Raw genomic sequence first — 25716 nt, forward strand, 5'->3', positions numbered from 1 at the left:
CCGTAATCTTATTTGATTGCCATCACCTTAACGGGTGAGGGCGTTGTTGTTCGTTAATACACCTACTTTGAGCCGGTTCACACTTTTCAATGAAAATTGCTGATCAATTTCATGATGAGTTATGTAGACTGGCCGCCATTAATTTTGAGGCACACGTACTACATGGCTGAATTCGAAACCACTTTTGCAGATCTGGGCCTGAAGGCTCCTATCCTTGAAGCCCTTAACGATCTGGGTTACGAAAAACCATCTCCAATTCAGGCAGAGTGTATTCCACATCTGCTGAATGGCCGCGACGTTCTGGGTATGGCCCAGACGGGGAGCGGAAAAACTGCAGCATTCTCTTTACCTCTGCTGCAGAATCTTGATCCTGAGCTGAAAGCACCACAGATTCTGGTGCTGGCACCGACCCGCGAACTGGCGGTACAGGTTGCTGAAGCAATGACGGATTTCTCTAAACACATGCGCGGCGTAAACGTGGTTGCCCTGTACGGCGGCCAGCGTTATGACGTGCAATTACGCGCCCTGCGTCAGGGGCCGCAGATCGTTGTCGGTACTCCGGGCCGTCTGCTGGACCACCTGAAACGTGGCACTCTGGACCTCTCTAAACTGAGCGGTCTGGTTCTGGATGAAGCTGACGAAATGCTGCGCATGGGCTTCATCGAAGACGTTGAAACCATTATGGCGCAGATCCCGGAAGGTCATCAGACCGCTCTGTTCTCTGCAACCATGCCGGAAGCGATTCGTCGCATTACCCGCCGCTTTATGAAAGAGCCGCAGGAAGTGCGCATTCAGTCCAGCGTAACGACCCGTCCTGACATCAGCCAGAGCTACTGGACTGTCTGGGGCATGCGTAAAAACGAAGCACTGGTACGTTTCCTGGAAGCGGAAGATTTTGATGCGGCGATTATCTTCGTTCGTACCAAAAACGCGACTCTGGAAGTGGCTGAAGCTCTTGAGCGTAACGGCTACAACAGCGCCGCGCTGAACGGTGACATGAACCAGGCGCTGCGTGAGCAGACACTGGAACGCCTGAAAGATGGTCGTCTGGACATCCTGATTGCGACCGATGTTGCGGCCCGTGGCCTGGACGTTGAGCGTATCAGCCTGGTGGTTAACTACGATATCCCGATGGATTCTGAGTCTTACGTTCACCGTATCGGTCGTACCGGTCGTGCGGGGCGTGCTGGCCGCGCGCTGCTGTTCGTTGAGAACCGCGAGCGTCGTCTGCTGCGCAACATTGAACGTACTATGAAGCTGACTATTCCGGAAGTAGAACTGCCGAACGCAGAACTGCTGGGCAAACGCCGTCTGGAAAAATTCGCCGCTAAAGTACAGCAGCAGCTGGAAAGCAGCGATCTGGATCAATACCGCGCACTGCTGAGCAAAATTCAGCCGACTGCAGAAGGTGAAGAGCTGGATCTCGAAACTCTGGCAGCCGCACTGCTGAAAATGGCACAGGGTGAACGTACTCTGATTGTTCCGCCAGATGCGCCGATGCGTCCGAAACGTGAATTCCGTGACCGTGATGATCGTGGTCCGCGCGATCGTAACGACCGTGGCCCGCGCGGCGACCGTGAAGATCGTCCGCGTCGTGAACGTCGTGACGTTGGCGATATGCAGCTGTACCGCATTGAAGTGGGCCGTGATGATGGTGTTGAAGTTCGTCATATCGTTGGCGCGATTGCTAACGAAGGCGACATCAGCAGCCGTTACATCGGTAACATCAAGCTGTTTGCTTCTCACTCCACCATCGAACTGCCGAAAGGTATGCCGGGTGAAGTGCTGCAACACTTTACGCGCACTCGCATTCTCAACAAGCCGATGAACATGCAGTTACTGGGCGATGCACAGCCGCATACTGGCGGTGAGCGTCGTGGGGGTGGTCGTGGTTTCAGTGGCGAGCGTCGTGAAGGTGGTCGTGAAGGCGGTCGTAACTTCAGCGGTGAACGCCGTGAAGGTGGTCGTGGTGATGGTCGCCGTTTTAGCGGTGAACGTCGTGAAGGCCGCGCACCGCGTCGTGATGACTCTACCGGTCGTCGTCGTTTCGGTGGCGATGCGTAATCATCGCTGAACAGCGAACACAGTCTGTAAAATAATATATACAGCCCCGATTTTAACAATCGGGGCTTTTTTTCTGTCTTTTGTACTCGTGTACTGGTACAGTGCAATGCATAACAACGCAGTCGCACTATTTTTCACTGGAGAGAAGCCCTCATGGCAACACTAACCACCACCCAAACGTCACCGTCGCTGCTTGGCGGCGTGGTGATTATCGGCGGCACCATTATTGGCGCAGGGATGTTTTCTCTGCCAGTGGTCATGTCCGGTGCGTGGTTCTTCTGGTCAATGGCGGCGCTGATCTTCACTTGGTTCTGCATGCTGCATTCCGGATTGATGATTCTGGAAGCTAACCTGAATTACCGGATCGGTTCGAGTTTTGACACCATCACCAAAGATTTGCTGGGCAAAGGCTGGAACGTGGTCAACGGCATTTCCATTGCCTTTGTGCTCTATATCCTGACCTATGCCTATATTTCTGCCAGTGGTTCGATTCTGCATCACACCTTCGCGGAGATGTCGCTGAACGTCCCGGCACGCGCGGCGGGTTTTGGTTTTGCACTGTTGGTGGCGTTTGTGGTGTGGTTGAGCACCAAAGCGGTCAGCCGGATGACGGCGATTGTGCTGGGGGCGAAAGTCATTACCTTCTTCCTCACCTTCGGTAGCCTGCTGGGGCATGTACAGCCTGCGACATTGTTCAACGTCGCCGAAAGCAATGCGTCTTATGCGCCGTATTTGCTGATGACCCTGCCGTTCTGCCTGGCGTCGTTTGGTTATCACGGTAACGTGCCGAGCCTGATGAAGTATTACGGCAAAGATCCGAAAACCATCGTGAAATGCCTGGTGTACGGTACGCTGATGGCGCTGGCGCTGTATACCATCTGGTTGCTGGCGACGATGGGTAACATCCCTCGTCCGGAGTTTATCGGCATCGCCGAGAAGGGCGGTAATATTGATGTGCTGGTACAGGCATTAAGCGGCGTGCTGAACAGCCGTAGCCTGGACCTTCTGCTGGTCGTGTTCTCAAACTTTGCGGTAGCGAGTTCGTTCCTTGGCGTAACGCTGGGTTTGTTTGACTATCTGGCAGATCTGTTTGGTTTCGACGACTCGGCTATGGGCCGTTTGAAAACAGCATTGCTGACCTTTGCCCCGCCTGTCGTGGGTGGTCTGCTGTTCCCGAACGGATTCCTGTACGCCATTGGTTATGCCGGTTTAGCGGCTACCATCTGGGCGGCAATTGTTCCGGCGCTGTTGGCCCGCGCATCGCGTAAACGCTTTGGCAGCCCGAAATTCCGCGTCTGGGGCGGCAAACCGATGATTGTGCTGATTCTGGTGTTTGGCGTTGGTAACGCATTGATCCATATTTTATCGAGCTTTAATTTGCTGCCGGTGTATCAGTAATCAGCGGTGCCTTATCCGACATGTCTGCTGCCTACACAATGCCTGATGTGCTTCGCTTATCAGGCCTACGTAGGACAGCGTTGCCAGCTCGGATAAGGCTTCCCGCGTTAAAACACACTATCCCAACAACTCTTCCTTCACATCCATCGCCAGCTCAAACGAATGCAGCCGCGCCTGGTGGTCGAAAATCTGCCCGTTAACCATAATCTCATCAGCGTCGGTTTCGCGCAGGATCGACTGCAAGCCATGACGCACTTTCGCTTTATCGCCCACCAGCGACATACTCAGTGCCTGCTGCACGCCATACTGCTCGGACGGCGACCAGAACTGATCCATATTTTGAATCGGCGGCGGCAGTTGCCCGGTTTCGCCGCGGCGCAGCTTCACAAAGGCTTGCTGCATCGAGGTAAACAGGAATTCGGCATCGCGGTTGCTGTCGGCGGCGATAATATTGATGCACACCATCGCGTACGGTTTTTCCAGCCGTGCTGACGGTTTGAAGTTGCTGCGATAAAGATGCAGCGCCTGGAACAGCATATCCGGCGCGAAGTGTGAGGCAAACGCGAACGGCAGACCAAGCTGCGCTGCCAGTTGCGCACTGTAAAGGCTGGAGCCTAGCAACCACACCGGGATTTTCTCACCATAGCCCGGTACCGGGCGCACATGCGGATTGGGATCGCGGGCGTCAAACCAGTCCACCAGCTCCGCGACATCGCGGGGGAAATTATCAATATCGCCGCTCATATGACGACGTAGCGCCATCATTGTCCGCTGATCGCTACCTGGAGCACGTCCCAGCCCTAAATCGATTCGCCCCGGATAGAGTGTATTAAGCGTGCCGAACTGTTCGGCAATGACCAACGGTGAGTGGTTAGGCAACATCACGCCGCCGGAACCCAGATGCAGCGTGGTGGTATTCGCCGCCAGATAGCCAATCAATACCGACGTTGCAGCACTGGCAATGCCGGTCATATTGTGGTGTTCAGCCAGCCAGTAGCGATGATAGCCGCGCTTTTCAGCCAGACGGGCGAGGTCGAGAGAGTGGGAGAACGCTTCTCGCGCTGAAGAACCTTCGGGAATGGGGGCCAGATCGAGTAGCGAAAACGCAATGGTTTTATCAGTCATAACAGCTCACTTTGTTACCGATTAATCTTTAATACTGCATTAAAGAGTAGTTAAAGTTGTTAACAAAGTGAGCTATATACTTACGCTTGCAGCTCCAGCCCGGCCAGCCGTCTCCAGTAGCCGTTACAGTCGCTGTTTGCCGTCAACGGCAGTGGCGCAGCGCCATTTTCATTGGCGCGGAAGGCGTCGAGCATCGCGAAAGTGTCAGTACCCTGCGGTGACAGGCGGACCACATCAACCAATCCCTGCATGGATGCCAGCTCGTTACCGAGGTTGTAAACGTAGCCGCTCATGGTCTGAATGCCGTTGAGTACAAACACTTGTTGGTTTTCCTGCGACAGCACGTTGCGCCCGTTCGGATACTTAATGCAGCAGGTTTCACACTCATCTTTCGGGCGGTCTTCCGAACGCGCGGTAAAGCAGCGGGCGGAGTAGGCCAGTGGCAGATGACCGTAGCTCAAGACTTCCACTTCAAACTGGTTGCGAATGCCCAGTTCATCGCACTGATTAAGCAGATTCACCAGCCAGTCGCGGGAAAGTTCCACCGGCATACACCAGCGCATCATGCCCTGTTTAAGCAATATTTTCAGCGTCACCGCGTTGTAGCAGTTCAGCGCATGCCCGGCGACGAACGGCAGTTTGCGCTCAGCGCACATATTCACCACGCCGAGATCGCTGGCTTCAATCAGAAACTCACCGTTCTCAACATAGCGTTTCAGTTCGCCCAGTTCGGAGGATGCCTGCACCAGCGCCAGCGTGGAGAGCACAATCTGCTTGCCACTTCCGGCGAGCGATTTTGCCATCTCCAGCCAGTCGCCAACTTTAGTTGCCCGGCGCTTGCTGCATACCGCTTCACCAAGATAAATCACGTCGGCGCTGCTGGCTGCGGCCTGCTGATAAAATTCTTCCAGCGTCTCTTTTGGCCAGTACCACAGCACCGGCCCTAAGGAATATTTCATTGCTTTTCTCACTGCCATTTACGGTGATACGCGCCAAGGGTGGTCTGCGTGCCTTCGGACATCGACCCGAGCGTCTCCATCCACGCGCTTTGCGGTACGAAGTTTTGCGGATCGGCCTTACAACGGTCGATAGCCTGACGCCAGACTTTCGCCACCTGGCTGACATACGCCGGGCTACGCTGGCGGCCTTCAATTTTCACCGAAGCAATATTTGCCGCCATTAACTCCGGCAGCAGTTCCAGGGTATTGAGACTGGTTGGTTCTTCAAGCGCGTGATAACGCTCGCCGTCCACCAGATAACGCCCTTTACACAGCGTCGGATAACCTGCGTTTTCGCCGTCCTGATAACGGTCGATCAGCACTTCGTTCAGGCGGGATTCCAGCCCCTGCGGCGTTTGTTGCCAGCGCACGAAGCGGGCCGGAGAACACGCGCCCACGGTGTTGGGCGATTCCCCCGTCAGATACGACGACAGATAGCAACGGCCTTCCGACATAATGCACAGGCTGCCGAAAGCGAACACTTCCAGCGGTACAGGGGTAACCCGCGCCAGTTGTTTCACCTGATGAATCGACAACACGCGCGGTAGCACCACGCGGGCAACGTCAAAATGGCGATGATAGAAGTTAATCGCCTCTTCATTGGTTGCCGAAGCCTGCACTGACACATGACGCTCAATATGCGGGTATCGCTCGGCGGCGTACTCCAGCATGGCGAGGTCGGCGAGGATCAGCGCGTCGGCACCCAGCTGCGCCGCCATATCCACGGCGCGCTGCCAACGGGCGTAACCGTCCGGATGCGCAAAAGTGTTAATTGCGATGTGAAGTTTGCGGTGATGTTGATGAACAAAACTCACCGCTTCCTGCAATTTTTTCTCGGTAAAGTTAAGGCCGGCGAAGTGACGGGCATTAGTATCATCTTTTAGCCCGATATAAACAGCATCTGCGCCGTTTTCGATGGCCGCCTTAAGCGCCGGGAGATTTCCGGCAGGGCAGAGCAGCTCCATAATTTTTCCTGAAGGTTGCGCAGTCAAAGCGCAAAAATGTTAACGAACTGGGATTTTAGTTAACCCTGCTGCGACAATTTTTGATTTAAGGCAGTTAAAGTTGTATTGGTGGTAGCAGCAATTTCATATGGAATTGTTGATTTATACCGCCATGTTATTTTTCCAATATGGCAAAATAGGATGATTGTTGAAGCAGGGAGTAAAACTCGTGTTGGATAAACTGCGTTCCCGCATTGTGCATTTGGGGCCATCTCTGTTGAGTGTACCGGTAAAACTGACGCCATTTGCGCTTAAACGCCAGGTTCTTGAGCAGGTCTTAAGCTGGCAATTCCGTCAGGCGCTGGACGACGGCGAGCTGGAGTTTCTTGAAGGCCGCTGGTTAAGTATTCATGTGCGTGATATTGACCTGCAATGGTTTACCTCGGTGGTGAATGGCAAACTGGTTGTCAGCCAGAACGCGCAAGCTGATGTGAGTTTTAGTGCCGACGCCAGCGATCTGCTGATGATTGCGGCGCGTAAACAAGATCCAGACACGCTCTTCTTCCAACGTCGGCTGATGATTGAAGGCGATACGGAGCTGGGGCTGTATGTGAAAAACCTGATGGACGCCATTGAACTGGAGCAGATGCCGAAAGCCTTACGTATGATGCTGCTGCAACTGGCGGATTTTGTTGAGGCGGGAATGAAAACCGCGCCTGAAACCAAACAGACATCGGTAGGTGAACCATGCTAATTCGAGTAGAAATTCCCATTGATGCGCCGGGTATTGATGCCCTGCTGCGTCGTTCATTCGAAAGCGATGCGGAAGCGAAGCTGGTTCACGATCTGCGTGAAGATGGCTTTCTGACGCTGGGCCTGGTGGCGACAGATGACGAAGGTCAGGTCATTGGCTATGTGGCATTTAGTCCGGTTGATGTGCAGGGCGAAGACCTGCAATGGGTCGGCATGGCTCCGTTGGCGGTTGATGAAAAATACCGTGGACAGGGGCTGGCACGCCAACTGGTCTATGAAGGACTCGATTCGCTTAATGAGTTCGGCTATGCCGCAGTGGTGACGCTGGGCGATCCTGCGCTGTACAGTCGTTTCGGCTTTGAGCTGGCTGCACATCACGATTTGCGTTGTCGCTGGCCGGGCACTGAAAGCGCCTTCCAGGTACATCGTTTAGCGGATGACGCGCTGAACGGCGTAACCGGGCTGGTTGAGTATCACGATCACTTCAATCGCTTTTAATCTCCGGGGTTTGCAGACTCCTTAATAACTCTGCAAACCCTGCGCCTTCCGCTACCAGACGCTCTTTTTGCCGTTTGGTCAGTTGCTTAACGCGATATTCCGCCCGTAGTGCCAGCGAACGGTCACCCACTGGCGCGGAAAACGCCAGCGTTAGTTCACCTTTCCCACGCAGTGCTTTTGCCCCTTTGCCGCTCTGATGTTGCTGATAGCGGCGTTCGACATCCGTGGTGATCCCGGTATAAAGCTTATTGTCGGCGGTACGGATCAAGTAAAGAAACCAGGGTGTCATCGTCTGCGTCACATGTTAAGGTCTGGCCCACAGTATAAAAGAGAACAGCAATGGAAACACTCACCGCCATCAGCCGTTGGCTGGCAAAACAACATGTTGTCACCTGGTGTGTGCAGCAGGAAGGGGAACTCTGGTGCGCTAATGCCTTTTATCTTTTTGATGCGCAGAAAGTTGCCTTCTACATTTTGACGGAAGAAAAAACGCGCCACGCGCAGATGAGCGGGCCGCAGGCGGCGGTTGCCGGAACGGTAAACGGGCAGCCGAAAACGGTAGCGTTAATCCGTGGCGTGCAGTTTAAAGGCGAGATCCGCAGGCTGGAAGGTGAGGAAAGCGACCACGCGCGCAAGGCGTACAATCGTCGCTTTCCGGTTGCCCGAATGCTGTCGGCGCCGGTGTGGGAAATCCGGCTCGATGAAATCAAATTCACCGACAATACGCTGGGCTTTGGTAAAAAAATGATTTGGCTACGTAATTCAGGCACCGAGCAGGCGTAACGCCTCGCGGTTAAACGCTGGCAAATCGTCCGGTGTTCGGCTGGTAACCAGCTGATCTTTATCGACCACCACTTCCTGATCGTAAAATTCCGCGCCCGCGTTTTTAACATCAATAATGATCGGTTTAACGGCGGTCAGTTTGCGCCCCCGAATCACATCGGCGCTGATCAGCAGCTGCGGGCCGTGACAGATGGCGAAAACAGGTTTGCCGCTATTCACAAAATCTCGGGTAAAGGTGACAAAACGGTTGTCGCCACGCAGATAATCCGGTGAATGACCGCCTGGTAGCAGCAGGGCATCAAACTCTGCTGGCGTCACTTCATCGATGGATTTATCGATGGTCACGCTGGCTTCTCCTTTTTTGCCTTTCACCGGTTTACCCGCTTGTTTTTCAATGGTAATCACTTCGTGTCCGGCTTTACGGAACTCGTCTGCGGGTGAAGTGAATTCTGAATCCTCAAATTCATCAGTGATTAAAACGGCAATCTTCTTACTCATGTTTCCTCCGCGTTGTTGCATTGGATGAGGCGAATTTCTCACGATCGGGGATAATTACCTCGTAGACTATTAAGCCTGGTGCATGTACCAGGGAGCGCAAGGCGGACAATTCTGTAAAGGAGCGAAGATGAGTCAGGTACTGATTACAGGCGCAACGGGGCTGGTGGGCGGTCACCTGCTGCGGATGTTGATTAATGAACCGAAAGTTAACGCCATAGCCGCGCCGACGCGACGCCCGTTGGGCGATATGCCTGGCGTGTTTAATCCCCATGATCCGCAACTGACCGACGCGCTGGCGCAGGTCACCGATCCCATCGACATTGTGTTTTGTTGTCTCGGCACCACGCGGCGAGAAGCGGGGAGCAAAGAGGCGTTTATTCATGCCGATTACACGCTGGTTGTGGACACCGCATTAACCGGGCGGCGACTGGGCGCTCAGCATATGCTGGTGGTTAGTGCTATGGGTGCCAATGCCCACTCGCCGTTTTTCTATAACCGCGTCAAAGGGGAGATGGAAGAAGCATTAATCGCCCAGAACTGGCCGAAACTAACCATCGCTCGCCCGTCGATGTTGCTGGGCGATCGTAGCAAACAGCGGATGAACGAAACGCTTTTTGCGCCGCTGTTCCGTTTGTTACCCGGTAACTGGAAATCCATTGATGCGAGAGACGTGGCGCGGGTCATGCTGGCAGAGGCGATGCGGCCAGAGCATGAAGGCGTGACCATTTTAAGCTCTTCAGAATTACGCAAAAGAGCTGAATAATTATTCCCAAGAATTGATAGCGAGCGTAATATTCACGCGCTCAATTATCATAACTTATTCCTGGGGAATGCTATGACTGGTCAGTCTTCATCTCAGGCGGCAACGCCCATTCAGTGGTGGAAACCCGCGCTTTTCTTTCTCGTTGTCATTGCCGGTCTCTGGTATGTGAAATGGCAACCTTACTACGGCAAAGCCTTTACTGCCGCTGAAACCCACAGTATCGGTAAATCTATCCTTGCGCAGGCGGATGCTAATCCGTGGCAAGCGGCGTTGGATTACGCGATGATCTATTTCCTCGCGGTATGGAAAGCGGCGGTGCTGGGTGTGATCCTCGGCTCGTTGATTCAGGTGCTGATCCCGCGTGACTGGCTGCTGCGCACGCTTGGGCAATCGCGCTTTCGCGGCACGCTGCTGGGAACGCTGTTTTCGCTGCCGGGTATGATGTGTACCTGCTGTGCGGCTCCGGTCGCGGCGGGAATGCGTCGCCAACAGGTGTCGATGGGCGGTGCGCTGGCATTCTGGATGGGGAATCCGTTGTTAAACCCGGCGACGCTGGTGTTTATGGGATTTGTCCTCGGCTGGGGCTTTGCCGCGATTCGTCTGGTGGCGGGGCTGGTGATGGTGTTGCTGATTGCGACGCTGGTGCAAAAATGGGTGCGTGAAACACCGCAAACGCAGGCACCGGTCGAAATTGACATGCCGGAAGTGCAGGGCGGGTTTTTTAGCCGCTGGGGCAGGGCGCTATGGACGCTTTTCTGGAGTACGATCCCGGTTTATATCCTTGCAGTACTGGCGTTGGGTGCCGCTCGCGTCTGGTTATTCCCCCATGCCGATGGCGCTGTCGATAACAGCCTGATGTGGGTAATGGCGATGGCGGTAGCGGGATGCTTGTTTGTCATTCCCACGGCAGCAGAAATTCCGATTGTACAAACGATGATGCTGGCAGGTATGGGAACTGCTCCGGCGCTGGCATTGTTGATGACGCTTCCAGCGGTAAGTTTGCCGTCGTTGATAATGTTGCGTAAAGCGTTTCCGGCGAAAGCCTTATGGCTGACGGGGGCGATGGTGGCAGTGTCAGGCGTGATTGTCGGCGGGCTGGCGCTGTTGTTCTAAATATGCCGGATGCGGCGCGAGCGCCTTATCCGGCCTACGTTTTGTATCGTTGTAGGCCTGATAAGACGCGGCAAGCGTCGCATCAGGCATTACAAGGGGCTGCTATTTAATAAACGTAAACGCCGTGGTCACACGCTTCACGCCGCTCACCCGGCTGGCAATATCTGCCGCTGCTTTCGCTTCACGTTCAGTCACCAGCCCCATCAGGAACACTTCACCGTTTTCGGTAGTCACTTTCACGTTGGACGATTTCACCAGATCGCTGGTTAAGAGCTGCGAACGCACTTTGGTGGTGATCCACGTATCGTTAGATGCTTCGCCCAGACCAATCGGCTGGCCCTGACGAATCTCGTTATACACTTCATTCGCGCCATCTACGCCCATAGCAATCTGTTTGGCGCGAGCCGAAAGTTCAGAGTTTGGTGACTGCCCAACCAGCAGCACTTTGCCCTGATAGGCCGTTACATTAATGCGCGCTTCTTTCTTAATCTGCTCGTCTTTCGACAATGCGCTGTTCACGCGCACTTCCAGAGTACCATCGTCCACCTGGGTACCGACACTGCGTGGGTCAGTTGCGGCTTTGGTACCCACAGCAGCGGTACCCACTACGGCAGCGGCAACACAACCTTGCAACAGCAGCGCGGAAATAAGGACCGCGATTGGCGATAATGCCTTCATGTATTCTCCTTAATCATCCTGGTGAGGGAAAAGCGTGTTATCGATCAGATCGCACAGGCAATTTACCGTCAGCATATGCATTTCCTGAATGCGAGCACTACGATGCGAAGGAATGCGGATCTCCACATCCTGTGGCCCTAACAAACCTGCAAGTTCACCGCCGTCATAGCCGGTCAATGCCACAATGGTCATATCACGCGTAACGGCGGCTTCAACAGCTTTAACGATATCGCGACTGTTACCGCGAGTAGAAATGGCTAACAATACATCTCCCGCATGACCCAGCGCTCGTACCTGTTTTGCATACACTTCATCATGTAAGCGATCGTTGGCAATCGCCGTTAAGACAACATTATCAGTATTTAGTGCAATGGCAGGTAGGCTGGGCCGCTCCGTTTCGAAACGGTTGATCATGCTGGCAGCAAAATGCTGTGCGTTGGCAGCGGAGGTTCCATTACCACAACAGAGGATTTTGTTGCCATTGAGCAGAGACTGAACCAGCGTCATGGCTGCACGGGAGATGGCATCCGGAAGCGCCTCTGCCGCCGCAATTTGAGTTTGAATGCTTTCAGTGAAGCAAGCTTTAATTCTTTCTTGCACGCTAATCCTTAAACCTTAATTATGAGTGGTCATTAAAGGCATCCTTAATCCACTCAACCTCATTCCCGGTGAAGGCTACCACATCGAACCGGCAATCCACAGTATCAAAACTCCCATTATGACGCGCGAGCCACAAGCGGGCAGTCTGTAATAATTTGTGTTGTTTGCTGCGGGTCACACTGGCTACCGCGCCGCCGTATAGGGCAGAGCGGCGGTAGCGCACTTCGACAAAAACGGTGGTCTGGCCTTCACGCATTATCAGATCGATCTCGCCGCCACGCTCGTTCACGTTAGCGGCGATAAACCGCAGTCCTTTGCCTTCCAGCCAGCGACGCGCTTGTACTTCCCACGCATCGCCGGTCTGTTTAGTGGTTAACTGGCGGGGACTACCTGACCTTGTTGGTACTGTAGCCATGATAACTTCCTGTTAATCACGCAATCCGGGTTAGCCGTCAGACCTCCGGTATTACCGTTGATTTCAAAACCCTGAACCTGGCGCATTTGTGAGAAATGATTTGCCAGCGACCATGCATCAACACCCATTGCATACATGCGAGCCAGCGAATAATCGTTATTCACCGCGCTGAGCGCCTGCTGCATTAACGGCAGATTACCGCCTGCCAGCATCGGGATCTCGCTGTACTGTAATCCTTCCATCTCAAGTCGGAAATCAGGGCCAGCGGAGCCTTGTGCGCTGCGGGAACTGGCGTACAGCGTTGCGCCGCTATGGCTGCCGTTACGCATGGCGATCATCGGTTTGACGAAAGCGATTTCGCCCGGCGTTGCCACAATATAGACCGCGTCGACACGACCACCGTTATTAGTGAACTGGTCATCGGTTGGTGTGGTTTGCAGCGTCGGATTGTTTGTGGTCATGCCGGAATCAGTTGTCGCTCTGGGGGTAATCGGGCTACCCGTTAAAGCGATGCCGGAGCCGCCATTCACGCCCGCGCGTAATTCGCTGATGGAACCAAATTTTTGTTGCAGAACGGTACCGCCACCCAATTTCTGCCACTCTTGCGCGAAGGCGTTTGCTACGCGGTCGCCAAGCGAACTGCGCGGGATCAGCACCAGCGGCGCCTGTTTCCCCTGGTCACGAATATGACGTGCCGCATCGCGTGCTTCATCTTCCGGCGATAGCGCGAAGTAACAGATATTAGCGCGGTTTTCGATATTTTCCGGCTGATTCAGCGCCAGAACGTTCAGTGGAGTGTTGCTCTTCAGCAACTCCTCAACATTATTTTTCAGCAGCGGACCGACCACAATGCTCGCGCCGTCTTGCTGAACCTGGCTTAAGATCTGGCTAAGCGGTTGTGAAGAGGTATCGTAGATTTTCAGTTCTGCGGCTGGATTCGCTGGCGTGCTTACCGCCGCAGTACTTGCCGCAGGGGCGCTTACAGGCACCGGCTGCGCTGCGGTTTCTTCACCCGTTAGATCGTTAACCGAGGCTTGTGCCGGGCTGGCAACGCCATCCACGGTTTGTGGCTGGGGTTGTTCTGCCACGTCAGCGGCAGGCGCGGTAGCTACCTGGGCGATCACTGGCTGAGTGCCAATGTTTTTCGCCGCTTCAAAGCCTTGTTGAATTGTGCGACCAAATACCGCAGCCTGACCATTCAACGGCAGCAGCAGGGCGATTTTATTGGTTGACGCTGGTTTGAAAGCTTTTACGTTTACCAACTGTGTTGGCAGCATTTTCGCGCCCGGGTTGTTCGGATAACGTTTTTGCCAGTCGGCGATCCCGGCTTTCATCATGTTGGGATCGTTACGGTTATCAAACCAGACGCGTTGCAGATCCAGCCAGCCTTGCAGGATATTTTCGTCGGCGTTAATCACCAGCGTATTCGCCTGCTGTTGGGTCATGGACGATAGCGCTTGCCAGGTAGCGTCAATATTCTGTTGCTTTTCCTTCGCGCCGAGCAGAGGTTCCTGGGCGACTAACGCACGCAGTAATTCAATGGAAGGACGTCCCTGGCTGGCATCGATTTTCGCCTGCCAGTAGCGCGCTTGCTGGTTTTGTTCTAAATCGGTCGGCGTGATTTTTGCCAACAAGGTCTGTGCGCCAGTAAAATCTTTTTGCGCCAGCTTGATTTCTACCGCCAGCAGCGTTTTCTCGCGACGCTGGGTATCGTTTAGTTCTTGCGGTAGTTGGTTAAACAACTCCACCGCTTGCCCGGTTTTGCCTTCTTTCACCAGTGCACGAATGGCGAGTAATTGCCAGTTGATCCTGGTATCATCAGAGCTTTGCTGCATCTGCTGTAGATAAAAGGCAGAATCGGCCTGCGCCGTCCCCTGCATGTAGGCAGTGGACTGATCGGGGGTATGGGTGCCACAACCGGCGAAAATTAGGGCTGCCAGAACAACAGGCAGACAACGCGCGGCTTTCAAACGAGAAAATGTTGAGGGTACCATAATGTATCCAGTGATATTTTTTTTACGCAATGCTCAATATTAAATCGGCAATACGGACGACACAATGAAACAACACCAATCGGCGGATAATTCTCAAGGCCAGCTCTATATTGTACCTACGCCAATCGGTAATCTGGCGGACATTACCCAGCGTGCGCTTGAGGTATTGCAGGCCGTTGATCTGATTGCTGCCGAGGATACCCGTCATACCGGTTTACTGCTGCAACATTTTGGGATAAACGCCCGGTTGTTCGCGCTTCATGACCATAATGAACAACAAAAAGCCGAAACGCTGCTGGCGAAGCTGCAAGAGGGGCAAAACATTGCGCTGGTTTCCGATGCTGGAACGCCGCTAATTAACGATCCTGGCTACCATCTGGTGCGTACCTGCCGTGAAGCGGGGATTCGCATAGTGCCACTACCGGGGCCATGTGCTGCCATCACTGCGTTAAGCGCTGCGGGTTTACCATCCGATCGTTTTTGTTATGAAGGCTTCCTGCCTGCCAAATCAAAAGGTCGTCGCGATGCGTTGAAAGCCATTGAAGCGGAACCACGTACGCTGATTTTTTATGAATCGACCCACCGTCTGTTAGATAGCCTGGAAGATATCGTTGCGGTATTGGGCGAATCGCGCTACGTGGTGCTGGCTCGTGAGCTCACCAAAACCTGGGAAACCATTCACGGCGCGCCCGTTGGCGAGCTGCTGGCGTGGGTAAAGGAAGATGAAAACCGCCGCAAAGGCGAAATGGTGCTGATTGTCGAAGGCCATAAGGCGCAGGAAGACGACTTACCCGCCGATGCACTGCGCACGCTGGCGCTGTTACAGGCCGAGCTTCCGCTGAAAAAAGCGGCGGCGCTGGCAGCAGAAATTCACGGCGTGAAGAAAAACGCGCTGTATAAGTACGCGCTGGAGCAGCAAGGGGAGTGATATCTCTCCGTGGCCCCGTTTGAAGAACCCAGGGGCCACTTGCTAAACAATCAGTCTTTTTAGTGAGCCGAACAGATCGATGCCGATAGCATTTGCATAGCTAAAAACAACATCTAATGTTGGTGAACTTTCTCCTTTTTCAAATTTACTCACCGCTTGTCGGGTAACACCAAGTTGCTTCGCCACGGCGGTTTGGCTCAGATTGAGGGCTTTGCGTTTTTCCACGAGTTGGGAAAGAACCGCTTTGCGTTGTACAACAACATCAAGAGCATTAGCGGTTGCTTCGTCCTTAAGTAATTCTGTTTTCACGTCTTCCCAGTGATGTAACTCGTTATTTTTCTTCATTTCTATTTCTCCTGGAGGCTTGCTTTGTTTGTCGAAAGTAAGGCCTTATAACGTGCTAAACCTAACTCGATGTTGGCTTTAGGCGTTTTGTTCGTTTTTTTAGCAAAGATATGTGTGATGACCCATAGCCCTTGATGAAAGTGAAAATAAAAACCCCTTAACCAATGGCTCTGACTATGTGTTTTAATTTCATACATATCCCCTTGAACTTTTTCGGTATTCACCAGGGAAGAGCAGGGACCTAATTCTTCGAAATCGTCAATAGCAGCAATGAATTCCGCTCGATCGATTGCACTAAGATCAAACAATTCCTTTCTGGCCACACTTAACAGCATGACTGGAAAATTTTTATCACGTTTTTTGTTAGTCTGATTTTTCACCATCTTTTTGTCAACCTTTAGGTTTACATTGTGATGGCATAATAACGGAGGACGTTCATACTGAACCGGAACGAAGTGCTCAAAACTCATGAGCACTTTTCTTATTTTGCCGGGCAAAAGAGAATGTTAACGACGACACATCTCATCAATCACGCATGTGAAATGGTTATGCAGCCATAAAAACGAAGCCGGGATAGCGGTGGAGACTTTAGCCGTGAGAAAACGCGCTGTTGCATCCTGCTTTCCTTCGCCAGTCACCAGTAGCAAAACTTCGCGGGCATTGAGAATATCCTTCAGTCCTAAGGTGATCCCCCGGGTTACGGGGCGACCCGCGGTTATTAACATTTCATGTTGCTGCGTTCTGGCATCAAGTTGGCTGATATGGCAGGCCGGTTGCAGGCTTTCTCCCGGCTCGTTCAGCCCCAGATGACCGTTTTTCCCCAGTCCAAGTACGCACAAATCGATCCCACCTTTGAGCGCAATCAGATTCGTTACCCGCTCACACTCCGTCTCGTTAATATCTTCAGAGCGAAAGCTGATGAACTGGTCTTCACGTAGCCCCAGCGGCTGTACGATATGTTGCTGAAGGAAGGTTTCGCAGGTGCCGGACAGGGTTAATGGCAGATCCACCCATTCGTCGAGCTTGACGAAGGTCAGCTGGCTGACATCAACATGCTGCTGGTGGATTTTCTCCACCAGATAATAATACGTCAGTAATGGCGTGGCTCCGGTCGCCAGGCAGATCACGGCGTTCGGTTTACTACGAATCACACCCAATAAATATTCGCTGGCGCGTTCACTTAACGCCGTATAGTTTTCAACTTGCTGAAGGATTTGCACAGGATGAAATTCCTTAAGTAAAGAGGCTCCGTCAGGTGCGATGCTCAAACCGATGGCAAACGCAAAATTGCCTGATGCGCTACGCTTATCAGGCCTACATCGTTTCTGCAATATATTGAATTTGCATGATTTTGTAGGCCGGATAAGGCGGTAACGCCGCATCCGGCATGAACAAAGCGATCTTTGTTAACAATCTGAGGCACCGCCAGACGCAGTGCCTCGTTTTATTTATAAAATGCCGAAGGCGGAACAAACGATGGAAAGCACAAAAGTCACGCCGATTAACAGCACCGGATGCGCTTTTTTCACCCGTAGGAAGTAATACATCAGCAGGGTATAAGCCATCGGCAAAATATTCGGGAAGACTTTATCGAAGAAATCCTGTTGCAGAGCGACGCTGTGGGTACTGTCGATAGCAAACGACGTCACCACGTTAATATGCACATATGAAGCGATCAGCCCGCCAATTACCGTGATCCCGAGGATGGTTGCCGAACGGGCGATCATCTGCGAGTTCTCTCGCACTTTATCGATAGCCTTTACGCCGACTGAATAACCAACGTGGGTCCAGCCGACGCGGAGGAAAAAGATAAGCAGGTAAACGGCGAAGAACAGAATCGGCCCCAGCAGGTTTCCTTGGCTGGCAAATGATGAGCAAATTCCCGCCATAATCGGCAACAAAGTGAACCAGAAAATCGCATCGCCAATCCCGGCGATTGGGCCAAACAGCGCCACTTTCAGACCTTTAATGGTGTCGCGGTTTTCCCCTTTCTCTTCCATCGAAATTAACAATCCCATCAGGAATCCGACCAGATTCGGGTGAGTGTTAATAAATTCGAGGTTATCTTTCATCGCCGCGCTTAAGCCCGGTTTGTCGTCCTTATAAATCTTTTTCAGGATCGGCAACATCGCCCAGGTAAAACCGCCCGCCTGCATCCTTTCGTAGTTAAAGCTCGCTTGCAGCAGCGACGAACGAAAGCCCAGACGGGTGATATCTTTTTTACTGATTTCAGATCCCATTGCTGTAGTCCTCTTCTTCATTTTTACTGGCAACGGGCTGCGGTTGCGCTTGCTGCCGGGATTTCGCATTGAAAAACTCATACACCGCAAAGCCTGCGCCCAGCACGGCAACCGGCAACAGGTTGCTGACCTGGATGTAGCAAACAAACAGGAAACCAGCGATCAGGTAAGGGATATATTGCGCTTTGAACATCACGCGCAGCAGCAGACCAAAACCAACGGCAGGTAGAATGCCGCCAGCCACTTCAAAGCCGTGGGTCAGCCAGGCGGGCATCGCCTTCACCAGCGCCTGCATCGCGCCCTGCGCCAGGTAAGTACAGAGGAAAGCAATCACCGCATACGCTAAAGCGACAATCAGCATCGTGGTCCAGTTAAGCCGGGAAAACGCTGCTGTATCCGCCTCTTTCGCGCATTTATCGGCTTTGGTCATAAATAATGAGAATGCCGAATAGAAGAACAGAATGACGTACTGCATTAACAAACTAAACGGCAGGCCAAGACCAATTGCCGTTTTGGCATCAACGCCCGTGGACCATGCAATGACGGTGGTCATCAGACCCGCCATAATCGGGTTGGGCGGCTGAACACCACCGGCAGGGGTTAATCCGGCGAAAGCCAGCTCTGTCAGACCACCGGTAATTAAACCGGTCTGAATATCACCGAGAATAGCGCCAGTAAGGGTACAAACGATTATCGGGCGGAATAAAAATAAGGCTTCCAGCCAAAAATCAATCCCCAGAACGAAAACTAACGCCGCCAGGGATAATCCCTGAATTAGGGTTATTTCATGCATTTTTATTACCTCAAACCAATATTAAGGCGATTTTAGATTTAGTCAGGAATTTGTTCTTTTTGATCGCCGGGGACGTCCTGGATAAAAATATTCACGCCGCGTTGTTTAATAAAATGTAAGTCCGTGAGATCTTGAGAATCGACATACACTTTACTGCTGATTTGCTTTTTCCCTTCCGAGAAATGCATATTGCCGACGTTGACATCTTTCAGATCAATGCCACCTTCGACCAATTTACGTACCGTCTGCGGCGTCCGGCAAATCAGGAAGATTTTCTGATGTGGCGCAGCTTTTCCGATAACGTTAATGGTTTTTTCGATAGTAAAGAAACGAATGCCAAAGCCGTAGGTTTCCGCGGTAATCCCCATCAATTTCTGTTGAATATCATCGTTCGCGACGACATCATCCACGACCACCAGCAGATTCGCACCGATAGTGGATGTCCAGGTCACGCCAACCTGGCCATGAACCAGACGGTTATCAATACGGGTTAAGAGAATATTTGGACTGCTCATTGTGTCATCCTCACCATAAAGTTGAATAATATAATCTTTTTAAATATATTATTGTTGCGATATTGTACTGATGTATTTATTAATGTTTGGTTATCTCCTTTGCCGTTAAGGCACTACCCGATATTAATCGGGCAGTGCATTCTGAAAAATCGTATAAAATTAATGATTACGCGGAAATTCGATTCGCTGAACCACAGACATTAATTTTATTTCTGACAACTTCTTTCATCGCATCCATACCGACGCGCATATAATAACGAGGATCATTACCCTGCGGATTTTCTGCAAACCAGGTTTTTACTGCGCCTGCGAAGGCAATTTTTAATTCCGTGGCGACATTAACTTTCGTCACACCCAGTTTAATCGTCCAGCGAACAAATTCATCAGGGACATCGCTGGCGCCATGCAGTACCAGAGGGATGTCTACCATTTCACGAATTTCCGCCAGCCGTTGGAAATCAATTTTTGGTATTTTCCTGTACAAGCCATGCGCCGTACCAATCGCCACTGCCAAGCTGTCGACGCCAGTCAGTTCGACAAAGCGTTTAGCTTCTTGTGGATCGGTCAGGAATGCACTTTCGGCGTCAACGCTCATGTCATCTTCAACACCGCCCAGGCGGCCCAGTTCTGCTTCCACACTGCAATCCTGCGAGTGGCAGAAGTCGACAACCGATTTCACCAGCTTCACGTTCTCGGCAAATGGGAAGTGACTGCCGTCGATCATCGCACTGCGTACGCCTGCGTGGACTTTTCGGCGAATATCATCGAGTGATTCGTGGTGGTCGAGATGCAGCGCCAGCGGCATGTTGTAGGTTGTGGAATAGGCGCTACACAGAGCGTAGATCTCTTCTAGCGCAATATGTTTAAAGGTCCCCGGCGTCCCGGCGAGGATCACTGGCGATCGCATTTCGCTACATACTTCGAGGATCGCCTGGATCGTCTCGGCGTTATGAATGTTAAAGGCTGGCACCGCGTAGCCATTGGCCTGGGCGTCCTGTAACAGATATTTGGTGGAGATAATGCTCATAATGCGATCCTCTTATGCCTGCCACGGATGAATGATTACGCCTTGCACCACGCGGTTTACGGTGCCACTGGCGGATGGGGTATCCGGCGTATTGCCCATGTGCAACGACTGCATCAGTGCAAACGTCTGGGCGTACATCAGGAAGCAAAATGCCTGTTCAACGTCGATAAAGTGACGGGATGGCGGCAGGATGATATGCGGGCCAGCGGCGATAACATCGTTACTTTCCGCGGCGATGGCGATTACGCGCATTGCCTGGTTGTCATGGCGGAGTTCTGCCAGCAGATCAAGATCATACTGACGGGTGTAAGGGTGGCTGGAGATAAATACCACCACCAACGTTTCGTTATCGACCAGCGATTTCGGGCCATGACGGAATCCGGTCGGGGAATCATAAAAGGCCGCCAGTTTACCCGCCGTCAGTTCCAGCACTTTCAGCGCCGACTCGCGTGCTGCGCCCTGTAAGCCACCGCTACCGAGATAAACGATCCGTTTCCACGGTGCGTAACCAAACACACCTTCGCTGAAATCGCCCAGTGAGGTCAGGATCGCCTGGCAACGATCCGCCACATCGCGGAAGCTCTGGCTGTTGATCGTCTCAGGTGCGAAAACCGCGAGGCAGCTGGCCATCATGGTGGTAATGCTGCTGGTCATCGCAAAGCCGCGATCGTGCGTTTCTGCGGGCATCAGCAGGGCGAACGCGTTGTCGCTGTTGATCGCGTTTTGGTAAAGATCGCCCGCTTCGTTGCAGGTGATCGGCAAGTGATAGCACTCGGGTACAAACTGATTCGCCAGTTCCACGGCGGCAACGCTTTCCGGGCTGTTGCCGGAACGCCCGAAGGAGATCAACAGCAGCGGATGAGCTGGGTTCAGGTAGTCCATCGGATTGGTGACCAGATCGGTGGTTGGTACGGCGCTGAAGTTTTTACCGGTATGGCTGGCGAGCCACGGCGCGATGATGTCACCGATAAATGCCGAGGTTCCGGCTCCGGTCAGGATGATCCGCAGATTCTCTTTGCGCAGTAACGATTCAAGGAAGTTATTGAGCGCGGAACGTAACGCGTCGATGTTGGTGAGGGAACGGATCCATGCGCGAGGCTGATGACGGATCTCTTCTTCGGTCCATGTACCGGTGGTCGCGGCAGCAGGGGTGTAATTTTCTGGCATAACTCAATCCTTAGTCTGATGAACTTGACTTCCGGCGTGGTAGCTTTCGTTCGTCTTTCGTTTCATTTCACTTGGTGATTTCTTTCGTTGATTAAAATCTATAGAAAAGAAACTGAAAGTTCAATGGAGAAAAAGGAAATAAAACGAAATCTGTGATCGTTGAAAGAAAAGATAAGGGAAGTAAAAGGGATTTCCGCATGCGGCGTTAACGCCTTATTCGGCCTGGCAATCACTGCCGTAGGTCGGATAAGACGCGTTAGCGTCGCATCCGACACCGCTACACAGATTAAAACGAAAGAAAAAGAAAGGCCTTACGGGGGAAGTGAAGGCCCAATAACGGAGCAAACAATTAAAACGAAGCTAATTGACCCTGAATCCAGATTTGTTGCACATGCAGCCCGCTATCCAGCGCAACGACGCTGGCGCGTTTGCCCGGTTTAAGCGATCCCAGAACACCATCAACACCCAGCATTCGCGCCGGATGCAGCGACGCCATATGGATGGCTTCCGCAGGCGTTACGCCCGTCAACTCGACCATATTGCGCACTGCCGCATCGACAGACAGCGTACTGCCCGCCAGCCCACCGGACGCGGTACGGACAACGCCACCGTGCATCTGCACTTCTTCACCACATAACGTATAGCGACCATCCGGCATCCCGGCTGCCTGCATCGCGTCGGTGATCAGCACGATTCTCTCTTTCGCACAGCAACAACACAGCGACATCGCCGCCGGATGTACATGATGCCCATCGGCTATCAGTTCCAGCCAGGCGCGCTTGTCCGTTAATCCCGCGCCAACCATTCCCGGTTCGCGGTGATGTAAACCTGTCATCCCGTTATAGCAATGCACCAGGCCGTCGGCACCAGCATCAAACGCGGCGCGGGTTTGTTGCCAGGTCGCCGCGCTATGCCCCAGCATCACCCGTACGTTTTGCTGTTTAAGATGACGAATGGCTTGTAACGCGCCCGCTTTTTCCGGTGCCAGCGCCACCACGCGTAAGGTGTGCTGAGAAACGGCAATCAATTGATCCAGCTCGGTAATTTCCAGCTCGCGGAACAGCTCCGGCGGATGCGCGCCTTTATTCTGCGGCGTGAAGTACGGTCCTTCGAGATAACTCCCCAGCACCTGTGCGCCAGGTCCGCCGCGTTGGCAACGTTGAGCAATACGCGCCAGCGTCGCATGAATGGCATTAAGCGGCGCGGTTACGGTAGTCGGCAACCAACTGCCGACACCTTCGCGCGCTTTGTGCATTGCCAGCTTGTCGAGCGCATCCGGTGCGTCATCCATCACATCAACGCCCGCACCGCCGTGCACATGGGTGTCGATGTAAGCGGGGCAGAGCAGTTCCGCATTGCGTTCAGTCACGCCTGGTGGAATCGGTTCGATTGCCGCGATCACACCGTCAGCAATGCGCAGCTGATGATCATCAAGCCAGCCCTCTTCAGTCAGCAGCCTTCTGGCGCGCAGAACTTGTGTCATATTCCTTCCTCGACCGGACATTCTTCATGGCAGCGACTAAGTTCGTCCACCAGACTGGTCAGCCCACGGTGTCCGCACTCCAGCGCCTGCACACGGAACTCTTCACTACTTAACCCTTCGCGCTCCAGCACCATCTCCAGTAGCAGTTGTAAATTGGTGCCGGTTATCACTTCACAGCCCGGTTTTTGCATCGCCAGCGTTGAAGCCACGCGAAACGGCGTGCCGCCCAGCAAATCCGTCAGGAAAACAATGCCGTCTTCACAATCCAGTTGGGCGATGGCTTCTTCAAGCTGCGATGTAAGCAGCGCGGTGCTTGAGGTGTCGGGAAAATCGATGGCGATAAACTGCGATTGCTCACCGAGGATTTGCTTCATTGCTTTTTCCATGCCACTGGCAAACCCGCCATGCCCTGTCAAAATAATACTTAACATCTAATACCTCATTGTATTTAAAGGAAATGGCAGAATTTACCGACGATGCCGAGAACCACGGTAACTGCAATCAGGCGCAGCGGACTCCAGCCGCGGCGTACCAGCCAGAACATGGTCAGGGTGTAGACCAGCGGTAAGAAGGCAGGCATCAGTTTGTCGATAACATCAGCCTGTAACTTAACCACTGCGTCGCCCGCTGTGATTTCCAGCGTGGTGCTTAAACGAACATAGGTTGCCACCAGCGCGCCGATTACCGTCATCCCAACGATAGACGCAGCATGGCCGACTTTTTTGGTATTCGCTTTAATGAGTGGAATCGCCGCCACGCCCATGCGGTAAGCATAATGCGCCAGACCAAAACGCAGCCCCAGGTGTACCACGTTGAACAGCACAATAAAGACGACTGCGCCAAGAATGGAGCCTTGCAATGCCAGACTGGCTCCAATCCCGCCACAAATCGGCAGTAGCGTCAGCCAGAACATTGCATCGCCAATCCCGCCGAGCGGCGCACCGACGGCAATTTTGGTGCTCTGAATACTGTTAACGTCCTGCTTAGAACGCTCCATCGCAAGGATAATGCCGATAACAAACGTCACCAGAAACGGATGGGTATTGAAGAAACCCATATGCCCCTTCATGGCGCGCGCCAGGTCGCGTTTATTGGTGTGGATCTTTTTCAGTGCTGGCAGCAGACCGTACAGCCAACCGGAAGCCTGCATACGTTCGTAGTTAAAAGAAGCCTGTAACAGCATGGAACGCCAGGCGACGCGGTTGATATCTTTTTTCGTCAGCTCCGCGCCAATGCTCTGGTCTTCATACACGTTTTCATTGACGCCAGTCAGCAATGTTTCTTCATTTTCGCTGACGTTCGGCAGGGTAGTTTGATTAGATGCCATCTTCAAATTCCTCTTTCTGTGCCGCAGGTTGAGTCGGTTCAGGAGATTTACGCAGCAGGTCGATCAGCGCCATCGCCAGCGCAGCGGCAGCAATAGCCAGCACCGGTAACTTGAGCCAGGCAGCGGCAACAAAGCCCAGGATGAAGTAGGGGATGTAGACGTTTTTCATCATGATTTTCAGCAGCACGGCAAAACCGATTGCTGGCATGATGCCGCCCGCGACGCCGAGGCCGTCGATTAATCGTTGCGGCAGGACATCAATGATGGTTTTTGCATGTTCCGCGCCGAAGTAGATAGGCAGGAAAGCGCAGAGAAAATAGAAGATGCCGAGCGCCAGCAGCGCCAGATAGTTCACACGCTCAATGCCGCGTGTATCGGCGTTCTCCGCCATTCGGTCGCAGCGGGACATCACGCCAGACATCACCGAGAACAGGAAGGTAATCCCCATCTGTACCGCAACCGCGAAAGGTACGGCTACGCCGACCGCGACATCGGGTTTCACGCCGGTGGTTATGGCAAACGCCGTGCCGACGATAGTACCGATAATCACGTTAGGCGGCTGTGCGCCCGCCAGCGGAGCCAGCCCCATCCACACCAGTTCCAGCGTACCGCCGGTTAAAATACCGGTATGCAGATCGCCAAGTACCAGCCCGACCAACGGGCCGAGGACCACCGGGCGGTGCATATGGGTTAGGCCGTTAAACATATCCAGACCAGCGATAAAGGCGATAATGCCCAACGCAAATGCCTGCAACAGACTGATTTCCATGATGAATCCCTCAAAGTAATTTAAAGAGGTCCACAGCAGGCTCTGTCGGGACGCCCTGAACGAAGCATTCCACCCCAGCGGCTTTCAGGTCGTTAAATGCTGCGATATCGCCCGCATCCACAGAAACCGTTTTGGCGATTTGCTGCTTGCCATTGGCGTAGTGCATATTGCCAACGTTAATGCGGCTAACCGGGACGCCACCTTTCACCAGCGTCAGGAAATCGGCAGGTGTTTTACAAACCAGCAGGATTTTCTGTCGATCGGCGGCGCGATGAATGTTGTCGATAACTTTTTGCATCGTCCAGAAACGTACGGCTATCCCTTCTGCCAGTACCATTTCCATCAGGTTTTGTTGTACCGGATCTACGGCAACCTCATCATTGGCTACCAGCACCAGATTTGCCCCCGCAAATCCGACCCACTGAACGCCGACCTGACCGTGAATCAAGCGTTCATCAATCCGGCTTAAAACAATATTTGGCATAGCGTCTTCCTCTT

Annotated in this window: 31 protein-coding genes; 9 read left to right on the forward strand and 22 right to left on the reverse strand. The window is 52.9% G+C overall.

The window, feature by feature from the left end; genetic code table 11:
* Positions 1-89: 89 nt before the first annotated feature.
* The 3 genes from yrbN to mtr all read left to right on the forward strand — a co-directional run bounded on the left by yrbN (position 90) and on the right by mtr (position 3462).
* Positions 90-170, forward strand: coding sequence for a protein YrbN (gene yrbN / locus FEK66_RS19025; RefSeq protein WP_010723222.1), 81 nt, complete (start codon positions 90-92; stop codon positions 168-170).
* Positions 163-2064, forward strand: a complete 1902-nt coding sequence (gene deaD, locus FEK66_RS19030) for an ATP-dependent RNA helicase DeaD (protein ID WP_130204606.1) — start codon at positions 163-165, stop codon at positions 2062-2064. The genes yrbN and deaD overlap by 8 nt, the downstream gene beginning before the upstream one ends.
* Before the next feature lie 153 nt (positions 2065-2217).
* The gene (gene mtr, locus FEK66_RS19035) at positions 2218-3462 is read left to right on the forward strand and encodes a tryptophan permease (protein WP_130204608.1); all 1245 of its coding nucleotides are present in this window, start codon (positions 2218-2220) and stop codon (positions 3460-3462) included.
* Positions 3463-3579: 117 nt separating this feature from the next.
* Here mtr and FEK66_RS19040 read toward each other — a convergent pair whose 3' ends face one another.
* From FEK66_RS19040 to FEK66_RS19050, 3 genes are all read right to left on the reverse strand, one after another.
* Positions 3580-4587, reverse strand: a complete 1008-nt coding sequence (locus tag FEK66_RS19040) for a luciferase-like monooxygenase (protein WP_000130380.1) — start codon at positions 4585-4587, stop codon at positions 3580-3582.
* 80 nt (positions 4588-4667) lie between these two features.
* Positions 4668-5546 (reverse strand): U32 family peptidase, encoded by an 879-nt coding sequence (locus tag FEK66_RS19045; RefSeq protein WP_001298329.1) that lies wholly within the window; start codon positions 5544-5546, stop codon positions 4668-4670.
* An 8-nt stretch (positions 5547-5554) separates the two neighbouring features.
* A complete protein-coding gene (locus FEK66_RS19050; protein WP_059270998.1) occupies positions 5555-6550 on the reverse strand; it encodes a peptidase U32 family protein in 996 nt (331 codons plus the stop codon).
* A 208-nt stretch (positions 6551-6758) separates the two neighbouring features.
* Here FEK66_RS19050 and FEK66_RS19055 point away from each other — a divergent pair, with 208 nt between their 5' ends.
* On the forward strand, positions 6759-7283 hold the full coding sequence (locus FEK66_RS19055) for an SCP2 domain-containing protein (RefSeq protein WP_046081285.1): 525 nt from the start codon (positions 6759-6761) through the stop codon (positions 7281-7283).
* On the forward strand, positions 7277-7780 hold the full coding sequence (locus FEK66_RS19060; protein ID WP_000908553.1) for an N-acetyltransferase: 504 nt from the start codon (positions 7277-7279) through the stop codon (positions 7778-7780). The genes FEK66_RS19055 and FEK66_RS19060 overlap by 7 nt, the downstream gene beginning before the upstream one ends.
* On the opposite strand, the gene yhbQ is transcribed toward FEK66_RS19060, so the two are convergent.
* Positions 7767-8069, reverse strand: a complete 303-nt coding sequence (gene yhbQ / locus FEK66_RS19065) for a DNA damage response exodeoxyribonuclease YhbQ (protein ID WP_130204616.1) — start codon at positions 8067-8069, stop codon at positions 7767-7769. The two genes, FEK66_RS19060 and yhbQ, sit on opposite strands and share 14 nt — an antisense overlap.
* A gap of 50 nt (positions 8070-8119) precedes the next feature.
* Here yhbQ and FEK66_RS19070 point away from each other — a divergent pair, with 50 nt between their 5' ends.
* Positions 8120-8563, forward strand: coding sequence for a YhbP family protein (locus FEK66_RS19070; RefSeq protein WP_130204618.1), 444 nt, complete (start codon positions 8120-8122; stop codon positions 8561-8563).
* On the opposite strand, the gene yhbO is transcribed toward FEK66_RS19070, so the two are convergent.
* On the reverse strand, positions 8543-9061 hold the full coding sequence (gene yhbO, locus FEK66_RS19075; protein ID WP_135495195.1) for a protein/nucleic acid deglycase: 519 nt from the start codon (positions 9059-9061) through the stop codon (positions 8543-8545). The genes FEK66_RS19070 and yhbO overlap by 21 nt on opposite strands.
* 127 nt (positions 9062-9188) lie before the next feature.
* Between yhbO and FEK66_RS19080 the strand changes: the two genes are divergently transcribed.
* Positions 9189-9824, forward strand: coding sequence for an NAD(P)H-binding protein (locus tag FEK66_RS19080; protein ID WP_000084526.1), 636 nt, complete (start codon positions 9189-9191; stop codon positions 9822-9824).
* 72 nt (positions 9825-9896) lie between these two features.
* Positions 9897-10937 (forward strand): permease, encoded by a 1041-nt coding sequence (locus FEK66_RS19085; protein WP_135495194.1) that lies wholly within the window; start codon positions 9897-9899, stop codon positions 10935-10937.
* 102 nt (positions 10938-11039) lie between these two features.
* Here FEK66_RS19085 and dolP read toward each other — a convergent pair whose 3' ends face one another.
* The 4 genes from dolP to lpoA are packed head-to-tail and all read right to left on the reverse strand — an operon-like array spanning position 11040 to position 14624.
* Positions 11040-11615 carry a division/outer membrane stress-associated lipid-binding lipoprotein gene (gene dolP / locus FEK66_RS19090; protein WP_000646037.1) on the reverse strand — a complete coding sequence of 192 codons (576 nt, stop codon included), beginning with the start codon at positions 11613-11615 and terminating at the stop codon, positions 11040-11042.
* A gap of 9 nt (positions 11616-11624) precedes the next feature.
* Positions 11625-12215: a DnaA initiator-associating protein DiaA gene (diaA, locus tag FEK66_RS19095; protein WP_001158034.1), complete on the reverse strand. Its 591-nt coding sequence runs from the start codon at positions 12213-12215 to the stop codon at positions 11625-11627.
* 19 nt (positions 12216-12234) lie between these two features.
* Entirely contained in the window at positions 12235-12630 is a 396-nt protein-coding gene (locus FEK66_RS19100) for a YraN family protein (protein ID WP_130204624.1), read from the reverse strand.
* Positions 12588-14624: a penicillin-binding protein activator LpoA gene (lpoA, locus tag FEK66_RS19105; RefSeq protein ID WP_135495193.1), complete on the reverse strand. Its 2037-nt coding sequence runs from the start codon at positions 14622-14624 to the stop codon at positions 12588-12590. Before lpoA ends, FEK66_RS19100 begins: the two co-directional genes overlap by 43 nt.
* A gap of 64 nt (positions 14625-14688) precedes the next feature.
* On the opposite strand from lpoA, the gene rsmI reads away from it, so the two are divergent.
* On the forward strand, positions 14689-15552 hold the full coding sequence (gene rsmI / locus FEK66_RS19110) for a 16S rRNA (cytidine(1402)-2'-O)-methyltransferase (RefSeq protein ID WP_130204628.1): 864 nt from the start codon (positions 14689-14691) through the stop codon (positions 15550-15552).
* 42 nt (positions 15553-15594) lie between these two features.
* Here the strand turns inward: rsmI and FEK66_RS19115 are convergent, their stop codons facing one another.
* The 13 genes from FEK66_RS19115 to agaV form a co-directional block, all read right to left on the reverse strand.
* On the reverse strand, positions 15595-15897 hold the full coding sequence (locus tag FEK66_RS19115) for a helix-turn-helix transcriptional regulator (RefSeq protein WP_032281646.1): 303 nt from the start codon (positions 15895-15897) through the stop codon (positions 15595-15597).
* Positions 15898-15899: 2 nt separating this feature from the next.
* Complete coding sequence (locus FEK66_RS19120; protein WP_240780233.1) at positions 15900-16367, reverse strand: type II toxin-antitoxin system RelE/ParE family toxin; 468 nt, start codon at positions 16365-16367, stop codon at positions 15900-15902.
* Between the two features lie 36 nt (positions 16368-16403).
* Positions 16404-17171, reverse strand: coding sequence for a galactosamine-6-phosphate isomerase (locus tag FEK66_RS19125; RefSeq protein ID WP_135495216.1), 768 nt, complete (start codon positions 17169-17171; stop codon positions 16404-16406).
* A gap of 174 nt (positions 17172-17345) precedes the next feature.
* A complete protein-coding gene (gene agaD / locus FEK66_RS19130) occupies positions 17346-18137 on the reverse strand; it encodes a PTS galactosamine transporter subunit IID (RefSeq protein ID WP_000534351.1) in 792 nt (263 codons plus the stop codon).
* Positions 18127-18930, reverse strand: coding sequence for a PTS galactosamine transporter subunit IIC (agaC, locus tag FEK66_RS19135; protein WP_130204632.1), 804 nt, complete (start codon positions 18928-18930; stop codon positions 18127-18129). Before agaC ends, agaD begins: the two co-directional genes overlap by 11 nt.
* Positions 18931-18968: 38 nt before the next feature.
* Positions 18969-19445, reverse strand: a complete 477-nt coding sequence (gene agaB, locus FEK66_RS19140; protein WP_130259092.1) for a PTS galactosamine transporter subunit IIB — start codon at positions 19443-19445, stop codon at positions 18969-18971.
* A gap of 166 nt (positions 19446-19611) precedes the next feature.
* The gene (gene kbaY / locus FEK66_RS19145; RefSeq protein WP_130219233.1) at positions 19612-20472 is read right to left on the reverse strand and encodes a tagatose-bisphosphate aldolase subunit KbaY; all 861 of its coding nucleotides are present in this window, start codon (positions 20470-20472) and stop codon (positions 19612-19614) included.
* 12 nt (positions 20473-20484) lie between these two features.
* Positions 20485-21639: an AgaS family sugar isomerase gene (locus FEK66_RS19150; protein WP_135495192.1), complete on the reverse strand. Its 1155-nt coding sequence runs from the start codon at positions 21637-21639 to the stop codon at positions 20485-20487.
* 349 nt (positions 21640-21988) lie between these two features.
* Complete coding sequence (nagA, locus tag FEK66_RS19155; protein ID WP_135495191.1) at positions 21989-23122, reverse strand: N-acetylglucosamine-6-phosphate deacetylase; 1134 nt, start codon at positions 23120-23122, stop codon at positions 21989-21991.
* Positions 23119-23553, reverse strand: coding sequence for a PTS galactosamine/N-acetylgalactosamine transporter subunit IIA (agaF, locus tag FEK66_RS19160; protein WP_135495190.1), 435 nt, complete (start codon positions 23551-23553; stop codon positions 23119-23121). The genes nagA and agaF overlap by 4 nt, the downstream gene beginning before the upstream one ends.
* A gap of 17 nt (positions 23554-23570) precedes the next feature.
* Entirely contained in the window at positions 23571-24449 is an 879-nt protein-coding gene (agaE, locus tag FEK66_RS19165; protein WP_001295548.1) for a PTS N-acetylgalactosamine transporter subunit IID, read from the reverse strand.
* Positions 24439-25218: a PTS N-acetylgalactosamine transporter subunit IIC gene (gene agaW / locus FEK66_RS19170; RefSeq protein ID WP_000406209.1), complete on the reverse strand. Its 780-nt coding sequence runs from the start codon at positions 25216-25218 to the stop codon at positions 24439-24441. Before agaW ends, agaE begins: the two co-directional genes overlap by 11 nt.
* Positions 25219-25228: 10 nt before the next feature.
* Positions 25229-25702 carry a PTS N-acetylgalactosamine transporter subunit IIB gene (gene agaV, locus FEK66_RS19175; protein ID WP_135495189.1) on the reverse strand — a complete coding sequence of 158 codons (474 nt, stop codon included), beginning with the start codon at positions 25700-25702 and terminating at the stop codon, positions 25229-25231.
* Positions 25703-25716 lie beyond the last annotated feature (14 nt).

Origin of the sequence: Escherichia sp. E1130, assembly GCF_005781065.1 — a bacterium.
Classification (GTDB): Bacteria; Pseudomonadota; Gammaproteobacteria; order Enterobacterales; family Enterobacteriaceae; genus Escherichia.